This is a genomic window from Micromonospora sp. NPDC049004, from assembly GCF_040649315.1.
GTDB lineage: Bacteria > Actinomycetota > Actinomycetes > Mycobacteriales > Micromonosporaceae > Micromonospora.
This window is the reverse complement of the sequence record NZ_JBEZFG010000001.1, coordinates 830,964-846,697: the sequence shown is the minus strand read 5'-3', so window position 1 is coordinate 846,697 and position 15,734 is coordinate 830,964. Positions and strand designations below refer to the sequence as shown.

Here is a 15,734-nt window from a genome sequence, read left to right as displayed (position 1 = left end):
CCGCCGCCCCCGCCGACCGCATAGCCCCGCACCGGGGGCCCCGCTCCGCGATCGTGCACTTTCGGCCCCGACACAAGGGGCATTCCCGCCCACAACGACGACAGCAACTGCAAGATCGGCGCGGGGATGGGGTGGGGGTGCGGGGGGTGGGGATGAAATCGGGGCGCGGCTTTCGCCGCGCCCCGATGCTCCCAGGCCCTCCCCGGCCGGTGCGGCGAGGATGGGGCACGCCGACCTTCGGACCGACCAGGCGGTTGACTGGCTGCCCCCGCCGGGCCGTTGTCTACTGGCCGTGCACCTCACCCTGCCCGTACACCGGTAACCGCGACCGGTTCGCGCCGCCCCGCCGACCCCCGCCCGCTGGACCTGGCCGCCGCGACGATGACGCTGAAAATGTCGCTCGGCCAGCGGACGAAGGGACGAAGCGAACAACAGCCGCTTCCCGTGGTAGGACTCAAAGACGGTACGTGCTGCACCCCGCCTCCTGTCAACCCACCCCCGGCCTGTCGTGTGTTGCGCCACGGCGTGTCGGGTCGGCGTGTCTCACTGCGTGCCCAGGTGGTGGCGCAGCAGCGCCCCCGCTGCCGCGCGGTGTTCCTCGGCGAGCAACCCGCCGGCGGCCAGGACGTAGTCGACGTCGACGACCGCGCGGGCGGCCCGCGGCAGCGCCCACCCGCCCGCGTGATCGGCCAGGACCGCCGCCAGGACCTGCCCCGACGCGGGGGCGGGCGCGTGTCGCAGCACCCCACCGGAGCCCACCAGCAGCCGCACGTCGCGCAGGTCCCGTCCGGCCCGCTCGCCCGTGGCGGCGCCCCGGGCGTGCCGGCGCAGCGCCACAGTCGCCGCGAGGGTGGCGATGCGCGCGTCCACGGCCCGTTCGGCGTCGTCGGCGGCCAGGAACGCCGGGTCGGCGGCCCGCCGGTCGGCGGCGGCGGCCAGCTCGTCGGCTTCATCGGCGGCGAGCAGCCGCTCCTCGGTGGCGGCGCGCACCACACCGGGGGCGCTCCACCGCATGCCCAGATCGCCCTCGACGGTACGGGCCCGCCACAGACTGCCCGCGACCTCCCGGCCCGGCCCGGTGGCCCGCTCGTCGGGCGTGAGAACCGAGTACACGTCGGTGGTGGCTCCACCCACGTCGACGACGGCGAGGTCCCCGCCGATGGTGTCGGCGAGCACCTCCACGCCGGTCAGGACGGCGTCGGGGGTGGCCGCGCGCACCAGCCGCGCGAACCGGGTCCCCCTGGACAGGCGTTTGCCGCCGATGACGTGACGCAGGAACACCGCGCGGATCGCCGCGCGCGCCGACGCCGGGGCGAGCACCCCGATGCGCGGCAGCACATTGTCCGCACCCGTCACCGGCACGCCGGCGGCCTCCAACAGCCCGGTCAGCTCCCCCCGGACGGCGGCGTTGCCGGCCAGGACGACCGGCACCCGCCAGCGGGCCCGGGCCAGGCGGGTGGCGTTGTGGGTGATCGTGTCGGCGTCGCCGCCGTCGGTGCCACCCACGAGCAGCACCACGTCCGGCCGGGCCGCCCGCAACGCCGTCAGGTCGGCCGCGCCGAGCCGACCGGCCGCCACGTGCACCACGTGCGCGCCGGCCGACAGCCCGACCCGCCGGCCCGCCTGCGCGGTCACCAACGCCTCGTAGCCGAGCACGGCCAGCCGCAACCCACCACCTGCCGACGAGCAGACGTACCACGGCACGTCACGAGCCCCGAGCCCGGCGGTGGCCGCCGCGACGGCGGCGTCCAGGCCGTGCAGCACGTCGCTGCCCACCGTGGTGGGCGCGGCCGCCGCGCCCACCAGGACACCTGCGGCCAGGTCCACCACGGCCGCCTTGGTGTACGTCGAGCCGACGTCCGCGCAGACCGCCAGGGTCATGACCCGGCGGGTACGACCACGGTGCCGGTCGCCGTGACCGCGACGATCGGCGGGTCCAGGACCTCGGCGGCGGACGCGGAGCGGTCCGGGCGGCCCCGACACACCACCGCGCAGCTCAACTCCAGGGTGCGGCTGCGACTGCCCACCCGGGACACCTGGGCGGTCACCTCCACCACGTCACCGGCGTGGATCGGCGCGGTGAACCGCACGTCGGAGTACCCGGCGAACAGGCCCTCGTCGCCGTCCGTGCGGATACACACCTCCGTGGCGACGTCGCCGAACAACCCGAGGGCGTACGCCCCGTCGACGAGGTTGCCCGCGTAGTGGGCGTGCGCGTACGGCACGTACCGCCGGTGCGTCACCGTCAACCCGAGCCTTGCGTCGGTCATGCCATCGCCTTTCGCTGCGTGATCAGGGCGTGCACGAGGTAGCTGGCCACCTCGCCGGGCGTGGTCCCCCGACCGAAGATCCGGTCCACGCCCAACTCGTCGGTCATCGACTCGTCGAACCGGGGACCGCCGACGATCAACAGGGGCCGCCTACCCGCCGGCATGGCCTCCCGGAACGCCGCCGACATCTCCCGCGTGTTGTGCAGGTGCGCGTCGCGTTGGGTGACGACCTGCGACACGAGCACCGCGTCGGCCTTCTCCACCCGGGCGGCCTCCACCAACTCCGGCACGCTGACCTGCGCGCCCATGTTGGTGACCTTCAATTCCCGGTAGTACTCCAGGCCCTTCTCCCCCGCGATGCCCTTGACGTTGAGGATCGCGTCGATGCCCACGGTGTGCGCGTCGGTGCCGATGCACGCCCCGACCACCGACAGCTTGCGGCGCAGCCGCTGCTTGACGACGGTGTTGACCTCCTTGGCCGACAGCAGCGGGAAGTCCCGTTCCACCACCTGCACCGCGTCGACGTCGACGAGGTGGTTGACCCGCCCGTACACGACGAAGAACGTGAACCCGTCACCCATCGGCTTGGCGTGCACCACCATCGCCGGGTCGATGCCCATCTTGTTGGCCAGCTGCACCGCCGCGCCCTCGGCCCGCTTGTCGTGGGCCACCGGCAGGGTGAACGACACCTGCACCATCCCGTCGCCGGTGGTGTCCCCGTACGGACGCACGATCTGCCTACTCACGCCGCCGCCGCTTCGCGCCGGCGACGTGAGCGCGGGACTGCTGTGCTGGCCGGTTCGCTCGCTACGCTCGCTCACGCCGCCGCCTCCAGGATGTCGGTGGCCGGGTTGCAGTAGTCGGCCTCGTGCGCGGCGACCCCGTCCAGGCCCTTGCCCCGGTCCGCCGGCCGCTTCATGATCCCGAACGTGCCCTCGGCGATCGCCGTGAGCAGCGTCTGCTCCCCGATGCGCTCCAACAGGTCCAGAGCCTCACCGAGGACCTGGTTGGCGCGGCGGCGAATGAACCCGTCCGGCGCGGGCACGAAGTCCTCGTGCAGCCCGCCGGCGGCCCCGAGGACGTACCGCACGTTCTGCAGCGCGATGTCCCGGTCCGACAGCCACGGCGTCACCACCGCCTCGGTCATCATCCCCACCAGCAGGATCCCCTGGCCGGTCAGCGCGCCCGCCAGGTTGAAGAACCCGTCGAGCAGGTTGCCCCGGAACACGTCACCGGTCATGTGCTTCGTCGGCGGCATCCACTTGAGCGGCGCGTCCGGGAACAGCTCCCGGGCCAGCAGCGCGTGCGCCAACTCCAGGCGGAACGACTCCGGCACCTCCGGGTTGATCTCGAACGCGTGCCCAAGGCCCAACTGCCAGTCCGCCAGGCCCGCCTCGTGCGCGAAGAACTCGTTGAGCAGCTGCGACACCGTCACCGTGTGCGCCTCGTCGACCGCGTCGGCGGTGGTGAGGTAGTTGTCCTCACCGGTGTTGATGATGATCCCGGCGCGGGCGTGGACCTGCCGGGAGAACCGCTGGTCGACGAACGTACGGACCGGGTTGATGTCGCGGAACAGGATGCCGTACATCGAGTCGTTGAGCATCATGTCGAGCCGTTCCAGGCCGGCCAGCGTCGCCATCTCCGGCATGCACAGGCCCGACGCGTAGTTCGTCAACCGCACGTAGCGGCCCAACTCCTTGGACGACTCGTCCAGCGCCGCGCGCATCAGCCGGAAGTTCTCCTGCGTGGCGTACGTGCCGGCGAAGCCCTCCCGGGTCGCGCCCTCGGGCACGTAGTCCAGCAGCGACTGCCCCGTCGACCGGATCACCGCGATGACGTCCGCGCCGGCCCGGGCGGCCGCCTGCGCCTGCGGGATGTCCTCGTAGATGTCCCCCGTCGCCACGATCAGGTAGATCCACGGCCGCTGCTTCGGGTCCCCGTGCCGCTTGATCAGCCGGTCCCGCTCCGCGCGCCGCCGGTCGATCCGCCGGATACCCGCGCCGACCGCCTTGCGCGCCGCCGACCGGGCCGCCGTCGCCGACCGCCCGGTGGGCAGCGTGAACCGCACCGACCCCGCCGCGGCCTTCTGCGCCAGCAACGTCACATCCGTGGTGCCCTCGCGGGCGAGGGCGTCGAACACCGGCACCGCCACCCCGTGACCCAACCCCACGTCCGCGACGACCGCGTCCACGAGCCGGTTCACCCACGGAATGCCGTCCGGGTCGGCGCCGCTCACCCCGGCCAGCCGCAGCACCGCCCGCTCCACCGACACCGTCGTGTGGCTGCGGGCCAGGTCGACCACCGGCTGCCCGGCCCGCCGCGCCAACTCCCGCGCCCGCGCCACCAACACCGGATCAAGGTCAAGTTTCCCGGTCACGACGACCCTTCCTCATAGATGACCTCACCGCGCAACACCAGCCGCCGGCACACCGGCAGCGGCGTCGGATCGTCCGGACCCCGCACCTCCGGGTCCTCAGCCACCAGCACCGGCAAACCCCGCTCCACGCCCGCCGGCGTCGACCACACCGCGAACGTCGCCGGTGCACCCAGCGCCAGCACACCCTCGACGTCCAGGTGCACCGCCCGCCACCCACCACGGGTGTGCGCCGCGAACGCCGCCCGTACACTCATCCGCTGCGCCGGACTGTGGTGCGCCACCGCCGCCCGCACCGACCCCCACGGGTCCAGCGGCGTCACCGGCGAATCCGACCCGAACGCCAACGCCACACCCACCGAGTGCATCGCACCCATCGGATTCGACTCCAATGACCGCGCAAGGCCCAACCGCGCCTCGTACATCCGGCCCGCGCCACCCCACAACCTGTCGAACGCCGGCTGCATGCTCGCCACGATCCCGTACTCCACGAACCGCGCGATCATCGACTTGTTCATGATCTCCGCGTGCTCGATGCGGTGCCGGGCCGCGCGCAACCGCTCCACACCCAGCGTCGCCGCCGCCGCCGCGAACCCGTCCAGCACCGTGCCGATCGCCGCGTCACCGATCGCGTGGAACCCGCCCTGCAGGCCATGCGCCGCACAGTCCAACAGGTGATCACGCACCTGCTCCGCGCTCAGATAGCCGTGCCCGCAGCCCTCACCGTCGCCGTACGGCTGCGACAGGTGCGCCGTGCGCGACCCCAACGCCCCGTCCGCGAACAGATCACCGCCGGCGCCCACCGCGCCCAACTCCCGGGCCCGGGCGGCGCCACCCAGCTCACCCCAGTACCCGTACACCTCCGGCAACCCCGCCCCGGAGATGCCCAGCAGACCCGTGAAGTCCTCCTCGTCGGAGATCTCCGGACCACCGCACTCGTGCACCGCCGCGATACCCAACGACGCCGCGTGCGCGAGCGCCACCCGCTGCGCGGCGACCCGCTGCGAGCGCGTCACCGACCCCTGCGCCGCCGCCCGCACCACATGGTGCGCGTCGCGCCGCAACCAGCCCGACGCGTCGTACCCGGGCGCCTGCGCCGCCTGCGGACACGCCGCCAGCAACGCCGACGACACCAGGGCCGAATGGATCGACGCCTGCGACAGGTACACCCGCCGGCCACCGGCCGCCCGGTCCAGGGCCGCCGCGTCCGGCAACGCCGTGTCCGACCAGCCGGACTCGTCCCAGCCGTGCCCCAGCACCACCGCGTCCGCCGGCAACCCCGCCGCGAACACCGCCACCGCGTCGAGCAACTGCCCCGCCGAGCGCACCCCGGACAACTCCAGCCCGGACAACGCCAACCCGGTGTCCGTGGCGTGCACGTGCGCGTCCACGAACGCCGGCGTCACCAGAGCCCCGTCCAGGTCCACCACCCGGTCGGCCGGCGGCGCGTCACCGTCGGTGCCCAACCAGGCAATCCGCCCACCGGACACCAACAGCGCGGTCGCGCTCGGGTCGGCGGGGCAGTGCAGTACGCCGCCGCGGTACAACGTCGAGGGGTTCGTCATGACCTCAGTCTGCCGCGATCCGCGCCGCGAACAGCCGACGCACCCCCGGCTCGGCGCGCAGCAGCCCCAACGCCAACTCCGCGTGCCCCGGCACGTACCCGTTGCCCACCAGCATCGTCACGTCCGCCGCCAACCCCTCCGCGCCCAACGCGGCCGCGGAGAAGCTCGTCGCCATCGAGAAGAAGATCACGGTGCCGCCGTCCGCGGTGGCCAGCACCGCCCCGTGCTCACACCCCGGCACGTCCACGCAGACCACAGTCACATCCGCCGGGGCGCCCAGCGCGGTGGTCACCGCCGTGGACAACCCCACCGGGTCACGGGCGTCGGCCAACGCCACCACCGACGCCAGCCCGGCGGCCGTCAGCGCGTCCCGCTCCGCCGCCACCGGAACCACCCCGACGGTACGCGCGGCGCCCGCACGTCGCGCCGCGGCCAGGGACAGCGACCCGCTCTTGCCGGCCCCACCGATCACCGCGACCCGCACCGGCGTCGGATCACCACCGCGCCGACGATCCTCCACGTAGCGCGACACCACCCGGGCGGTCAGCGCGGGCGCCCCGCACACGTCCAGCACGGCCAGGGACAACTGCGGATCCTCGTCATCGGGCAGCACCGCCGCGATGGACCGCGCGAACAGGATCGCCCACCCGTCACACGGCACCTGCTCACTGCGCCCGTCCCAGCGGGCCAGCCCGTCGGTGATCACCAGGGGCGTCAACGTCAACGACACCAGCGTGGCGACCCGCTCACCGGCCTTGAGCCCCAGCGGGGACCGCCGACCGGCCTCCTCGACAGTGCCGATCAGCATCCCGCCGGAGCCGGTCACCGGGTTCTGCATCTTCCCCCGCGTGGAGATGATCTCCAGCACCTCGGCGCGCACGGCATCCCCGTCGCCGCCGTGCTTCTCCGACAGCTGCCGGAAACTCGCCGCGTCCAGGTTCAACCGCTCCACCCGGATCCGCACCTCGTTCGCAGCGATCGCGGCGGACGCGTCCAGCCGCCAGGCCGCCTGCGGCAACACCCCCGACGGTTCCACGACGCGGTGCAGTCCCACCGGTGACGTCACGCCGACCTCCCCTGCCCAGCCGCTCGAAGCCCCGGTCAAGGCTCGCGTAGCGGGAAAACTTACGGCAGACTAGTTTCTGTACCGAATATTTTCCAGTAGCCTTCGGGTTTCGATGATCCACCGCACCACCGAGGAGGGGCCGTGACCCAAACCATCCCGCAACCCCGTCACGCCCCGGTCGCCGTACCGACCGCCGGGCAGCCGTACGAATACCACCGCCGCCCCCTGGTCGAACCCGACTGGACCCGCTTCCCCGGCTGGCGCACCGTCACCCGCGACCAGTGGGAATCCGCCCAGTGGCAGCGCGTCAACTGCATCAAGAACATCAAGCAGCTCCGCGCCGTCTTCGGTGACCTGATCGACGAAACCTTCTACGCCGACCTCGAGGCCGACCAGAAGGCCCTGGCCACCATGTCCATGCTGGTGCCGCCACAAATGATCAACACGATGGTGCCGTTCGCGCCGCTCACCACCGAGGCGCTGCTCGCCGACCCCATCCGCCGCTACATGATCCCGGTCGCCTCCGACCGACGCACCGACTGGCCGTCACACCCCTACGCCAGCCGCGACAGCCTGCACGAGCACGACATGTGGGTCGCCGAAGGGCTCACCCACCGCTACCCCACCAAGGTCCTCGCCGAACTGCTCTCCACCTGCCCGCAGTACTGCGGCCACTGCACCCGCATGGACCTGGTCGGCAACTCCACCCCCGCCGTCGACAAGCTCAAGCTCACCCTCAAGCCCGTCGACCGCTACGACGCCCACATCGCCTACCTCAAGGCCCACCCCGGCGTCCGCGACGTCGTCGTCTCCGGCGGAGACGTCGCCAACGTCCCGTGGCGCAACCTCGAGTCGTACCTCATGCGCCTGCTGGAACTGGAGACGGTCCGCGACGTCCGCCTCGCCACCAAGGCCCTCATGGGCCTGCCCCAGCACTGGCTGCAACCCGACGTCGTCGAGGGCCTGGAACGCGTCGCCCGCACCGCCGCCCGACGCGGCGTCAACCTCGCCATCCACACCCACGTCAACCACGCCCAGTCGCTCACCCCACTGGTCGCCAAGGCCGCCCAGACCGCCCTCGACGTCGGCGTCCGCGACGTCCGCAACCAGGGCGTCCTCATGCGCGGCGTCAACGCCACCACACCCGAGCTGCTCGACCTCTGCTTCGCGCTCCAGGGCGAAGCCGGCATCCTGCCGTACTACTTCTACATGTGCGACATGATCCCCAACGCCGAACACTGGCGCGTCCCGGTCTGGCACGCCCAGCAGCTCCAGCACGACATCATGGGCTACCTGCCCGGCTACGCCACCCCACGGATCGTCTGCGACGTGCCCTTCGTCGGCAAGCGCTGGGTGCACATGCTCACCGACTACGACCGTGAGCGCGGCATCTCCTACTGGACCAAGAACTACCGCACCTCCATCGAGTCCGCCGACCTGGAGGCGCTCAACAAGCGCTACGCCTACTACGACCCGATCGACACCCTCCCCGAGGGCGGCCAGCAGTGGTGGAACGACCACCGCGACGACTGACGCACCGCAGGTGCTGGCCGCCGACTCAACCGGCGGCCAGCACCTGCGACAGCGGCGCCGGCACCAGCCCCCGCTCGGCCAACCCGGCCAGGATGTGCGGCAACGCCTCATCGGTCATCGCCGCGTTCGCCTCGGTCACATGCATGATCACCACCGAACCCGGGCGTACGTGGTCCAGCACCGCGCGCACCAGCGGCTTCCACGCCTTCGCGAACGGATCACCGCTCACCACGTCCCCGTCGACGACAGTCACGCCCAGCGGCGCCAACGCGTCCAACGCCGCCGCGTCGTGGCAGAGCCCCGGGAAGCGGAAGTACCGGGTCTGCCGGCCGCCGTACGGCGCGATCACCTCGAACGTCTTCGCCACATCGGCAGCCAACGTGTCGACCGACTGGCGCGGCAGGTCGTAACAGTCGGCGGTGAACGCCGCGTGCCCGTACGTGTGGTTCGCCAGCTCGAAACGCGGATTACCGGCGATCCGTCGCGTGACGTCCGGGTACCGCTGCACCCACTTGCCGGTCAGGAAGAACGTCGCCGGCACCTGCTCCCGCTCCAGGAGGTCCAGGATGCGCAGGTTGGCGTACGACCGGACCTTTCCGCTGCGCAGGTTGGCGAGCATCCCGTCGGTCATGTCCGCGTCGAAGGTCAACGCGACCCGGTTACCGACCCGCGGCCCGTGGTCGACCACCGGCGCCCGGGTCCCGACCCGCGTCGCCCCCGGCACAGCCGGAAGCATCGGCGCCGTCGGCGTCGGAACGGTCTGCGGTACGGCGGGACCTGCCGACGTCGCCGCGGGGCTGCCCACGGGCAGACCGGGAGTGGCCGACGTCGCGGCGGGACCGGCCGAGGGCACGGCCGCAGCCGTCGACGAGCCGACGAAGACCGGCTGATCCGGCGGCGGCACCCGCGAGGCCGTGCACCCGGCACCGCCGACCACAGCCACCGCAACGAGTAAGCCACACCAGAACGGCCGAAGCCGAGCGCCAGTCACGCCGCTGATCATCCCAAACGCAAGCCCCTCTCACAGCCCCGCGCCCCCACCGCGTCGATCATGGACTTGTGGTGCCGGGTTTGGCGCACCGCGACCACTTCATCCCCCGCCACAACTCCATGATCGACGTGGTGGGGCGGGGCCGGGGTGGGCGGGGCCGGGTGGGTTAGGGGCCTAGCGTTGGGGTGCGGGGGGCGTACATGATGACTGCTACGCCGAGCAGGCACAGCGCCGCGCCGGTCAGGTCCCAACGGTCCGGGCGGAAGCCGTCGACCACCATCGCCCAGCCCAGCGAGCCGGCCACGAACACCCCGCCGTACGCGGCCAGGATGCGGCCGAAGTTGGCGTCCGGCTGGAACGTGGCCACGAAGCCGTAACAGCCCAACGCGACGACGCCGGCGGCGATCCACCACAGGCCGCGCTGCTCCCGCCAACCCTGCCAGACCAGCCAGGCGCCACCGATCTCGGCCAGCGCGGCCAGCACGAACAACACCAGGGAACGGAGCACTGTCACCCCACGACCCTAACCGTGCACACGACGGGTCCCCGGGCGACGGCGCACCCGGGGACCCGCGGACCGCTCAGGTCACTTCGTGAAGGAGTCCTTCACGTTGCGACCGGCGTCCTTGACGTTCTGACCGGCCTGCTTGGCGCGCGCGTCGCTCTGCTGGCTGGCGCCCTCGCCACGCATCCGCTCGTTGTCGGTCATGTCGCCGACGCGCTCCCTCGCGGCGCCGGCCATCTGCTCAACCTTGTTCTTTGCCTTCTCGGTGAAGCTCATCGCGCCTCCTCGGTCTGGCGGTTGTCGAGGCTCGCATGCCCTCTCTTCCGGTGCTGAAACCGGTGGTGCCGGTCGGCACACCGCGTAGGGCATCCTAGGAAGATAGGTTGAGGGAGGGCGGCAGTCGTCACCCCACCGCGATGGTTAACTGGCGGCATGGGAGAGCTCCTGCTGATCCGGCACGGCGAGACCACCTGGAGCGCCAGCCTGCGGCACACCTCGTACACCGATCTGGAGCTGACCCCCGACGGCGAGCGACAGGCCCGCACCCTCGCCGCGTTCCTGGCCGGCCGGCAGTTCGTGCGCGTGCTGGCCAGCCCCCGCTCCCGGGCGCTGCGCACCGCGCAGCTGGCCGGGCTGACCGTCGACGCGGTCGACGAGGACCTCAGCGAGTGGAACTACGGCGAGTACGAGGGCCGCACCACAGTCGACATCCACGACGACGACCCGCACTGGAACATCTGGACCGACGGCTGCCCCGGCGGCGAGTCACCCGGCGAGGTGGGCGAACGCGTCGACCGCGTGCTCGCTCGGGTCACCCCGCTGCTGGACCGGGGCACCGTGGCGCTCGTCGGCCACGCGCACAGCCTGCGGGTGCTCGGCGCCCGCTGGATCGGCCTGCCACCGTCCGCCGGCGGACGGCTGCGCCTGGAGACCGCCACGGTCAGCGCGCTCGGTCACGAGCACGGCCGGCAGGTCATCCTGCGGTGGAACCAGCCGGCTCCTCCGGCGCCCGGGACCGCGACCGACTCGGCGCCCCGGCACTGATCTTCGGCGGGCGGTTCTCGTACGGGGTGGACAGCACCACTGTCGTGCGCGTCGTCACGTTCGCCGAGGTGCGGATCTCCTGCAGCACCCGTTCCAGGTCAGCCGGGCTGGCCACCCGCACCAGCAGCAGATAGAAGTCCTCCCCCGCCACCGAGTAGCACGAGTCGATCTCCGGCAGGTGGGCCAGTCGCTCCGGTGCGTCGTCCGGCTGCGACGGGTCGAACGGCCGGATCGCCACGAACGCGGTCAACGGCAGGTCGAGCGCCTCGAACGACACCCGGGCGGCGTACCCCTTGAGCACCCCGCGCTGTTCCAGCCTGCGCACCCGCTGGTGCACGGCGGACACCGACAGCCCCACCTTCTCGGCCAGGTCGGTGTACGACAGACGGCCGTCAGCGGTCAGCGCGGCGACGATGGCGCGGTCGATCTCCTCCACGGCGAGCAACCTACCGGGAAATCGGCGCGACGGCGACGGCGAACGCCGCGCTGACCCGTCGACTCAGCTCCTGGCGAGCGCCCGGGAGATCACCAACCGCTGGATCTGGTTGGTGCCCTCCACGATCTGGAGCACCTTCGCTTCGCGCATGTACCGCTCGACGGGGTGGTCGGCCACGTAGCCGGCGCCGCCGAGCACCTGCACGGCGTCGGTGGTCACCCGCATCGCCATGTCGGTGGCGAAGAGCTTCGCCTTCGCCGCCTCGATCGAGTACGGGCGCCCCGCGTCGCGCAGCCGGGCCGCCGCCAGGGTGAGCGCGCGGGCGGCGGAGATCTGGGTGGCCGCGTCGGCGAGCAGGAAGCCCAGGCCCTGGAAGTCGATGATGGACCTGCCGAACTGCTGGCGTTCCCGGGCGTAGCCGACGGCGTAGTCGAGCGCGGCTTGGGCCAGCCCGACCGCGCAGGCGGCGATGCCCAGCCGACCCGAGTCCAGCGCGGACATCGCGATGGTGAAGCCCGCCCCCTCGCCGCCGACCAGCCGGTCGGCCGGCACCCGCGCCTCCTCGAAGGCGATCTGCGCCACCGGCGAGGACCGCAGCCCCATGGTCCGCTCGGCGGCCTGCGGCGCGATGCCGGCGGTGCCCGCGTCGGCGACCAGGCAGGAGATGCCCTTCGGGCCGGGCCCGCCGGTGCGGCAGAAGACGTTGTAGAAGTCGGCCACCTGGGCGTGCGTGATCCACGCCTTGGTGCCGGAGACGACGTACGCGTCGCCGTCACGGACCGCCCGGGTGCTCAGCGCCGCCGCGTCGGAGCCGCCCTGCGGCTCGGAGAGGCAGTACGCGCCGAGCAGTTCGCCGCCGAGCATGTCCGGCAGGAGCTTGCGCTGCTCGGCGCTGCCGAACGCGGCGACCGGGTAGCAGCTCAGGGTGTGCACGCTTACCGCCTCGGCGACCGCCAGCCACCGGCTGGCCAGGATCTCCAGCACCTGCAGGTACACCTCGTACGGCTGCGCCGCGCCGCCGTGTTCCTCGGCGTAGGGCAGGCCGAGCAGGCCGGCGCGGCCGATGGTGCGCAGCACCTCGCGGGGGAACTCGGCGCGTTCCTCGAAGCCCGCGGCCTTCGGCGCGAGCTCGCGGTCGGCCAGCTCGGTGGCGAGGTCCAGCAGGTCGTGGGCCTCGTCGGTGGGGAGGATCCGGTCGACAGTCATAGCGCGATGAGCTCCGTGGGGGTGGTGTTGAGCCGCTGCACGCCGTCCGTCGTGCAGACGACGATGTCCTCGATGCGGGCGCCGTGCCGGCCCGCGAGGTAGATGCCGGGTTCGATGGAGAACGCCATGCCGGCCTCCAGGGGCCGGTCGTTGCCGGCCACCAGGTAGGGCTCCTCGTGACCGTCCAGGCCGATGCCGTGCCCGGTGCGGTGCAGGAACGCGTCGCCGTAACCGGCGGCGGCGATCGGCTCCCGGGCGGCCGCGTCGGCCGCCGCGCCGGTGATCCCGGGACGCACCGCCGCCACCGCGGCGCGCTGGGCGGCGTGCAGCACGGCGTAGTAGTCCACGAAGTCGGCAGGCGCGGGTCCGCCCGCCACGTAGGTGCGGGTGCAGTCCGAGCGGTAGCCCGACGGCATCGTGCCGCCGATGTCCACCACCACCGGCTCACCGGCGCCGATCGGCCGATCCGAGGTGCCGTGGTGCGGGCTGGCCGCGTTCGGGCCGGCGGCAACGATGACGAAATCGACGCTGACGTGCCCGGCGTCGCGGATCGCCGCCGCGATGTCGGCCGCCACCTCGGCCTCGGTGCGGCCGGGGCGCAGCCACCGGCCCATGCGCAGGTGCACCTCGTCGATGGCCGCGCCCGCCTCGGCCAGCGCCGCGACCTCCGCCGGGGACTTGCGGACGCGCAGCTCGCGCAGCACCTCGCCGGCGAGCCGCTGTGCGGCGCCGGGCAGCGCCGCGCGCAGGGCGAGGACCTGCTCGGCCCACATCCGGTCGGCGAGCCCGACGGCCGCCGGCGGGCCGTCGAGGGCGGCGACGACCAGGGGGTACGGGTCGACGCCGTCGGGATGGTCGACGATGCGCACGCCGGTGGTCGGCGCCGCCTCCGCGGCCGGACGTTCCAGTCTGGGCACGATGAGCGTGGGCACGCCCTCGGCGGGCAGCACCAGGCAGGTCAGCCGCTCCCCCACGTGGGCGTCGTACCCGGTCAGGTAGCGCAGGTCGGAGCCGGGCGTGAGCAGCAGCGCGTCCAGGCCGGCGGCGGCGGTGGCGCGCTGGGCGGCGATCAGCCGGTCCGGCGGGTACAACTCATCGGTTCCCACCCCGTGAGCTTAACGGTCGTTTGGGCATCCTCAGAAGCCCACATCCGCCCGGGCGAGGAAATCCACCGGCGTTGATTGACGATGACAGTTAACACTCTTTAAGATTTGGCTGCCTCGAGGCCCACCCGTTCCTGCGTACCGCATTTCCCGCCCGCGACAACCCTGCGCGGGCGGGCGTCGTCCCCCGCCCACGGGAAGGCCCCCGATGTCCTCACCACTGCGCCGCGCCCTCAGCACCGGCCTGCTCGCCCTGGCCACCGCCGCCGCCACCGTCACCCTCATCCCCACCGCCGCGCAGGCAGTGGTGCTGCCGAACAACTTCAAGAGCGTCGGCTACATGCCCTCGTGGGCTGGCAACGTCAACACCATCCAGTACAACAAGCTCACCCACATCAACTACGCGTTCGTGCTGCCCAACAACGACGGCAGCCTGCGCGCGGTGGAGAACCCGAGCAAGCTCTCCTCACTGGTCTCGCAGGCGCACGCCAACAACGTCAAGGTCTCGATCGCCGTGGGTGGCTGGAACGACGGCAACGACTCGGCCTTCGAGGCCCTCGCGGCCAACTCCGGCAGCCGGGGCGCCTTCGTCAACAACCTGGTCAACTTCGTCAACCAGTACAACCTCGACGGCGTCGACATCGACTGGGAGTACCCGGACCCGGGCGCCTCGGCGAACAACTACAGCCAGCTCATGACGCAGCTCGGCAGCGCCATGCACAGCCGCGGCAAGCTGCTCACCGCTGCCGTCGTCTCCGAGGGCTACTACCTCGACGGCGTGCCGACGGCCGTGTTCGGCCAGGTCGACTGGCTCAACATCATGGCGTACGACGGCGGCAGCCCACACTCCAACTACGACTGGTCGATCAACAGCATCAACCTGTGGAAGTCCCGCGGCCTGCCGGCCAGTAAGGCAGTCCTCGGCATCCCGTTCTACAGCCGCCCCGGCTACTACACGTACTCGGCGCTCGTCGCCCTGGACCCGGCCAACGCCAACCGGGACTGCACCACCGCCGGCGGAGCGCAGCAGTGCTACAACGGCGTCCCGACCGTCAAGCGCAAGACGCAGTGGGCCCTCGCCAACGCCGGCGGCGTCATGAACTGGGAGCTGTCGCAGGACACCACCGGCTCCACCTCGCTGGTCAGCGCCATGTACGACACCATCATGGGCGGCACCACCCCGCCGCCGTCCGGCCGTACCGGCCGGATCACCGGCCTCGGCGGCAAGTGCGTGGACGTGGCCTCGGCCAGCACCGCCAACGGCGCCGCCATCCAGCTCTGGACCTGCAACGGCACCAACGCGCAGACCTGGACCGTCGCCAGCGACGGCACGCTGCGCGCCCTCGGCAAGTGCGCCGACATCACCAGCGCCTCCACCGCCAACGGCGCCAAGGTGCAGCTGTACGACTGCAACGGCAGCGGTGCCCAGGTCTGGCAGGCCCAGTCCAACGGCACGCTGCGCAACCCGCAGTCCAACAAGTGCCTGGACGTCACCGACAACAGCACGGCCGACGGCGCCCGGTTGCAGATCTGGGACTGCTTCGCCGGCGCCAACCAGCGCTGGACCCTCCCGGCCTGACCCGGACGCCGAATCGCACCTCCGAGCAGATCTTGGACAGTTTCCGTCATCGGCTGACGGAA

Annotated in this window: 15 protein-coding genes; 3 read left to right on the top strand and 12 right to left on the bottom strand. The window is 72.1% G+C overall.

Translation table 11 applies throughout. The features are described from left to right. Positions 1–543: 543 nt before the first annotated feature. The 6 genes from AB0B97_RS03800 to AB0B97_RS03775 form a co-directional block, all read right to left on the bottom strand. Positions 544–1,881 carry a glutamate mutase L gene (locus AB0B97_RS03800; protein WP_357490351.1) on the bottom strand — a complete coding sequence of 446 codons (1,338 nt, stop codon included), beginning with the start codon at positions 1,879–1,881 and terminating at the stop codon, positions 544–546. Next, positions 1,878–2,270, bottom strand: coding sequence for a hotdog domain-containing protein (locus AB0B97_RS03795; RefSeq protein ID WP_234581872.1), 393 nt, complete (start codon positions 2,268–2,270; stop codon positions 1,878–1,880). The genes AB0B97_RS03800 and AB0B97_RS03795 overlap by 4 nt, the downstream gene beginning before the upstream one ends. Next, positions 2,267–3,016, bottom strand: a complete 750-nt coding sequence (locus AB0B97_RS03790; protein ID WP_357490349.1) for an OAM dimerization domain-containing protein — start codon at positions 3,014–3,016, stop codon at positions 2,267–2,269. Before AB0B97_RS03790 ends, AB0B97_RS03795 begins: the two co-directional genes overlap by 4 nt. Before the next feature lie 71 nt (positions 3,017–3,087). Then, positions 3,088–4,647 (bottom strand): lysine 5,6-aminomutase subunit alpha, encoded by a 1,560-nt coding sequence (locus AB0B97_RS03785; RefSeq protein WP_357490347.1) that lies wholly within the window; start codon positions 4,645–4,647, stop codon positions 3,088–3,090. Next, positions 4,644–6,209 carry an amidohydrolase gene (locus tag AB0B97_RS03780; RefSeq protein WP_357490345.1) on the bottom strand — a complete coding sequence of 522 codons (1,566 nt, stop codon included), beginning with the start codon at positions 6,207–6,209 and terminating at the stop codon, positions 4,644–4,646. The genes AB0B97_RS03785 and AB0B97_RS03780 overlap by 4 nt, the downstream gene beginning before the upstream one ends. 4 nt (positions 6,210–6,213) lie before the next feature. Further along, entirely contained in the window at positions 6,214–7,263 is a 1,050-nt protein-coding gene (locus AB0B97_RS03775; protein ID WP_357490620.1) for a zinc-binding alcohol dehydrogenase, read from the bottom strand. 153 nt (positions 7,264–7,416) lie between these two features. On the opposite strand from AB0B97_RS03775, the gene AB0B97_RS03770 reads away from it, so the two are divergent. Continuing rightward, on the top strand, positions 7,417–8,808 hold the full coding sequence (locus tag AB0B97_RS03770; protein ID WP_357490343.1) for a lysine 2,3-aminomutase: 1,392 nt from the start codon (positions 7,417–7,419) through the stop codon (positions 8,806–8,808). A 25-nt stretch (positions 8,809–8,833) separates the two neighbouring features. Here the strand turns inward: AB0B97_RS03770 and AB0B97_RS03765 are convergent, their stop codons facing one another. The 3 genes from AB0B97_RS03765 to AB0B97_RS03755 form a co-directional block, all read right to left on the bottom strand. After that, positions 8,834–9,532, bottom strand: a complete 699-nt coding sequence (locus AB0B97_RS03765) for a polysaccharide deacetylase family protein (RefSeq protein WP_357490341.1) — start codon at positions 9,530–9,532, stop codon at positions 8,834–8,836. Positions 9,533–9,965: 433 nt separating this feature from the next. Then, positions 9,966–10,313: a YnfA family protein gene (locus AB0B97_RS03760; protein ID WP_357490339.1), complete on the bottom strand. Its 348-nt coding sequence runs from the start codon at positions 10,311–10,313 to the stop codon at positions 9,966–9,968. A gap of 72 nt (positions 10,314–10,385) precedes the next feature. Then, positions 10,386–10,580 (bottom strand): CsbD family protein, encoded by a 195-nt coding sequence (locus AB0B97_RS03755; RefSeq protein ID WP_088989634.1) that lies wholly within the window; start codon positions 10,578–10,580, stop codon positions 10,386–10,388. A 156-nt stretch (positions 10,581–10,736) separates the two neighbouring features. Here AB0B97_RS03755 and AB0B97_RS03750 point away from each other — a divergent pair, with 156 nt between their 5' ends. After that, a complete protein-coding gene (locus AB0B97_RS03750; protein ID WP_234581878.1) occupies positions 10,737–11,348 on the top strand; it encodes a histidine phosphatase family protein in 612 nt (203 codons plus the stop codon). On the opposite strand, the gene AB0B97_RS03745 is transcribed toward AB0B97_RS03750, so the two are convergent. From AB0B97_RS03745 to AB0B97_RS03735, 3 genes are all read right to left on the bottom strand, one after another. After that, positions 11,278–11,784, bottom strand: a complete 507-nt coding sequence (locus AB0B97_RS03745; protein WP_007460055.1) for an Lrp/AsnC family transcriptional regulator — start codon at positions 11,782–11,784, stop codon at positions 11,278–11,280. The two genes, AB0B97_RS03750 and AB0B97_RS03745, sit on opposite strands and share 71 nt — an antisense overlap. 63 nt (positions 11,785–11,847) lie before the next feature. Next, positions 11,848–12,990, bottom strand: a complete 1,143-nt coding sequence (locus AB0B97_RS03740; protein WP_234581879.1) for an acyl-CoA dehydrogenase family protein — start codon at positions 12,988–12,990, stop codon at positions 11,848–11,850. After that, positions 12,987–14,096, bottom strand: coding sequence for a Xaa-Pro peptidase family protein (locus tag AB0B97_RS03735; protein ID WP_234581880.1), 1,110 nt, complete (start codon positions 14,094–14,096; stop codon positions 12,987–12,989). Before AB0B97_RS03735 ends, AB0B97_RS03740 begins: the two co-directional genes overlap by 4 nt. A gap of 205 nt (positions 14,097–14,301) precedes the next feature. On the opposite strand from AB0B97_RS03735, the gene AB0B97_RS03730 reads away from it, so the two are divergent. Next, positions 14,302–15,672 (top strand): glycosyl hydrolase family 18 protein, encoded by a 1,371-nt coding sequence (locus AB0B97_RS03730; RefSeq protein WP_357490336.1) that lies wholly within the window; start codon positions 14,302–14,304, stop codon positions 15,670–15,672. Positions 15,673–15,734: the final 62 nt, after the last annotated feature.

Excerpts from the sequence above, each read along its gene's own strand:
- AB0B97_RS03800 (WP_357490351.1), bottom strand. The coding sequence starts at position 1,881 with ATGACCCTGGCGGTCTGCGCGGACGTCGGCTCGACGTACACCAAGGCG.
- AB0B97_RS03795 (WP_234581872.1), bottom strand. The coding sequence starts at position 2,270 with ATGACCGACGCAAGGCTCGGGTTGACGGTGACGCACCGGCGGTACGTG.
- AB0B97_RS03780 (WP_357490345.1), bottom strand. The coding sequence starts at position 6,209 with ATGACGAACCCCTCGACGTTGTACCGCGGCGGCGTACTGCACTGCCCC.
- AB0B97_RS03755 (WP_088989634.1), bottom strand. The coding sequence starts at position 10,580 with ATGAGCTTCACCGAGAAGGCAAAGAACAAGGTTGAGCAGATGGCCGGC.
- AB0B97_RS03750 (WP_234581878.1), top strand. The coding sequence starts at position 10,737 with ATGGGAGAGCTCCTGCTGATCCGGCACGGCGAGACCACCTGGAGCGCC.
- AB0B97_RS03740 (WP_234581879.1), bottom strand. The coding sequence starts at position 12,990 with ATGACTGTCGACCGGATCCTCCCCACCGACGAGGCCCACGACCTGCTG.
- AB0B97_RS03730 (WP_357490336.1), top strand. The coding sequence starts at position 14,302 with ATGTCCTCACCACTGCGCCGCGCCCTCAGCACCGGCCTGCTCGCCCTG.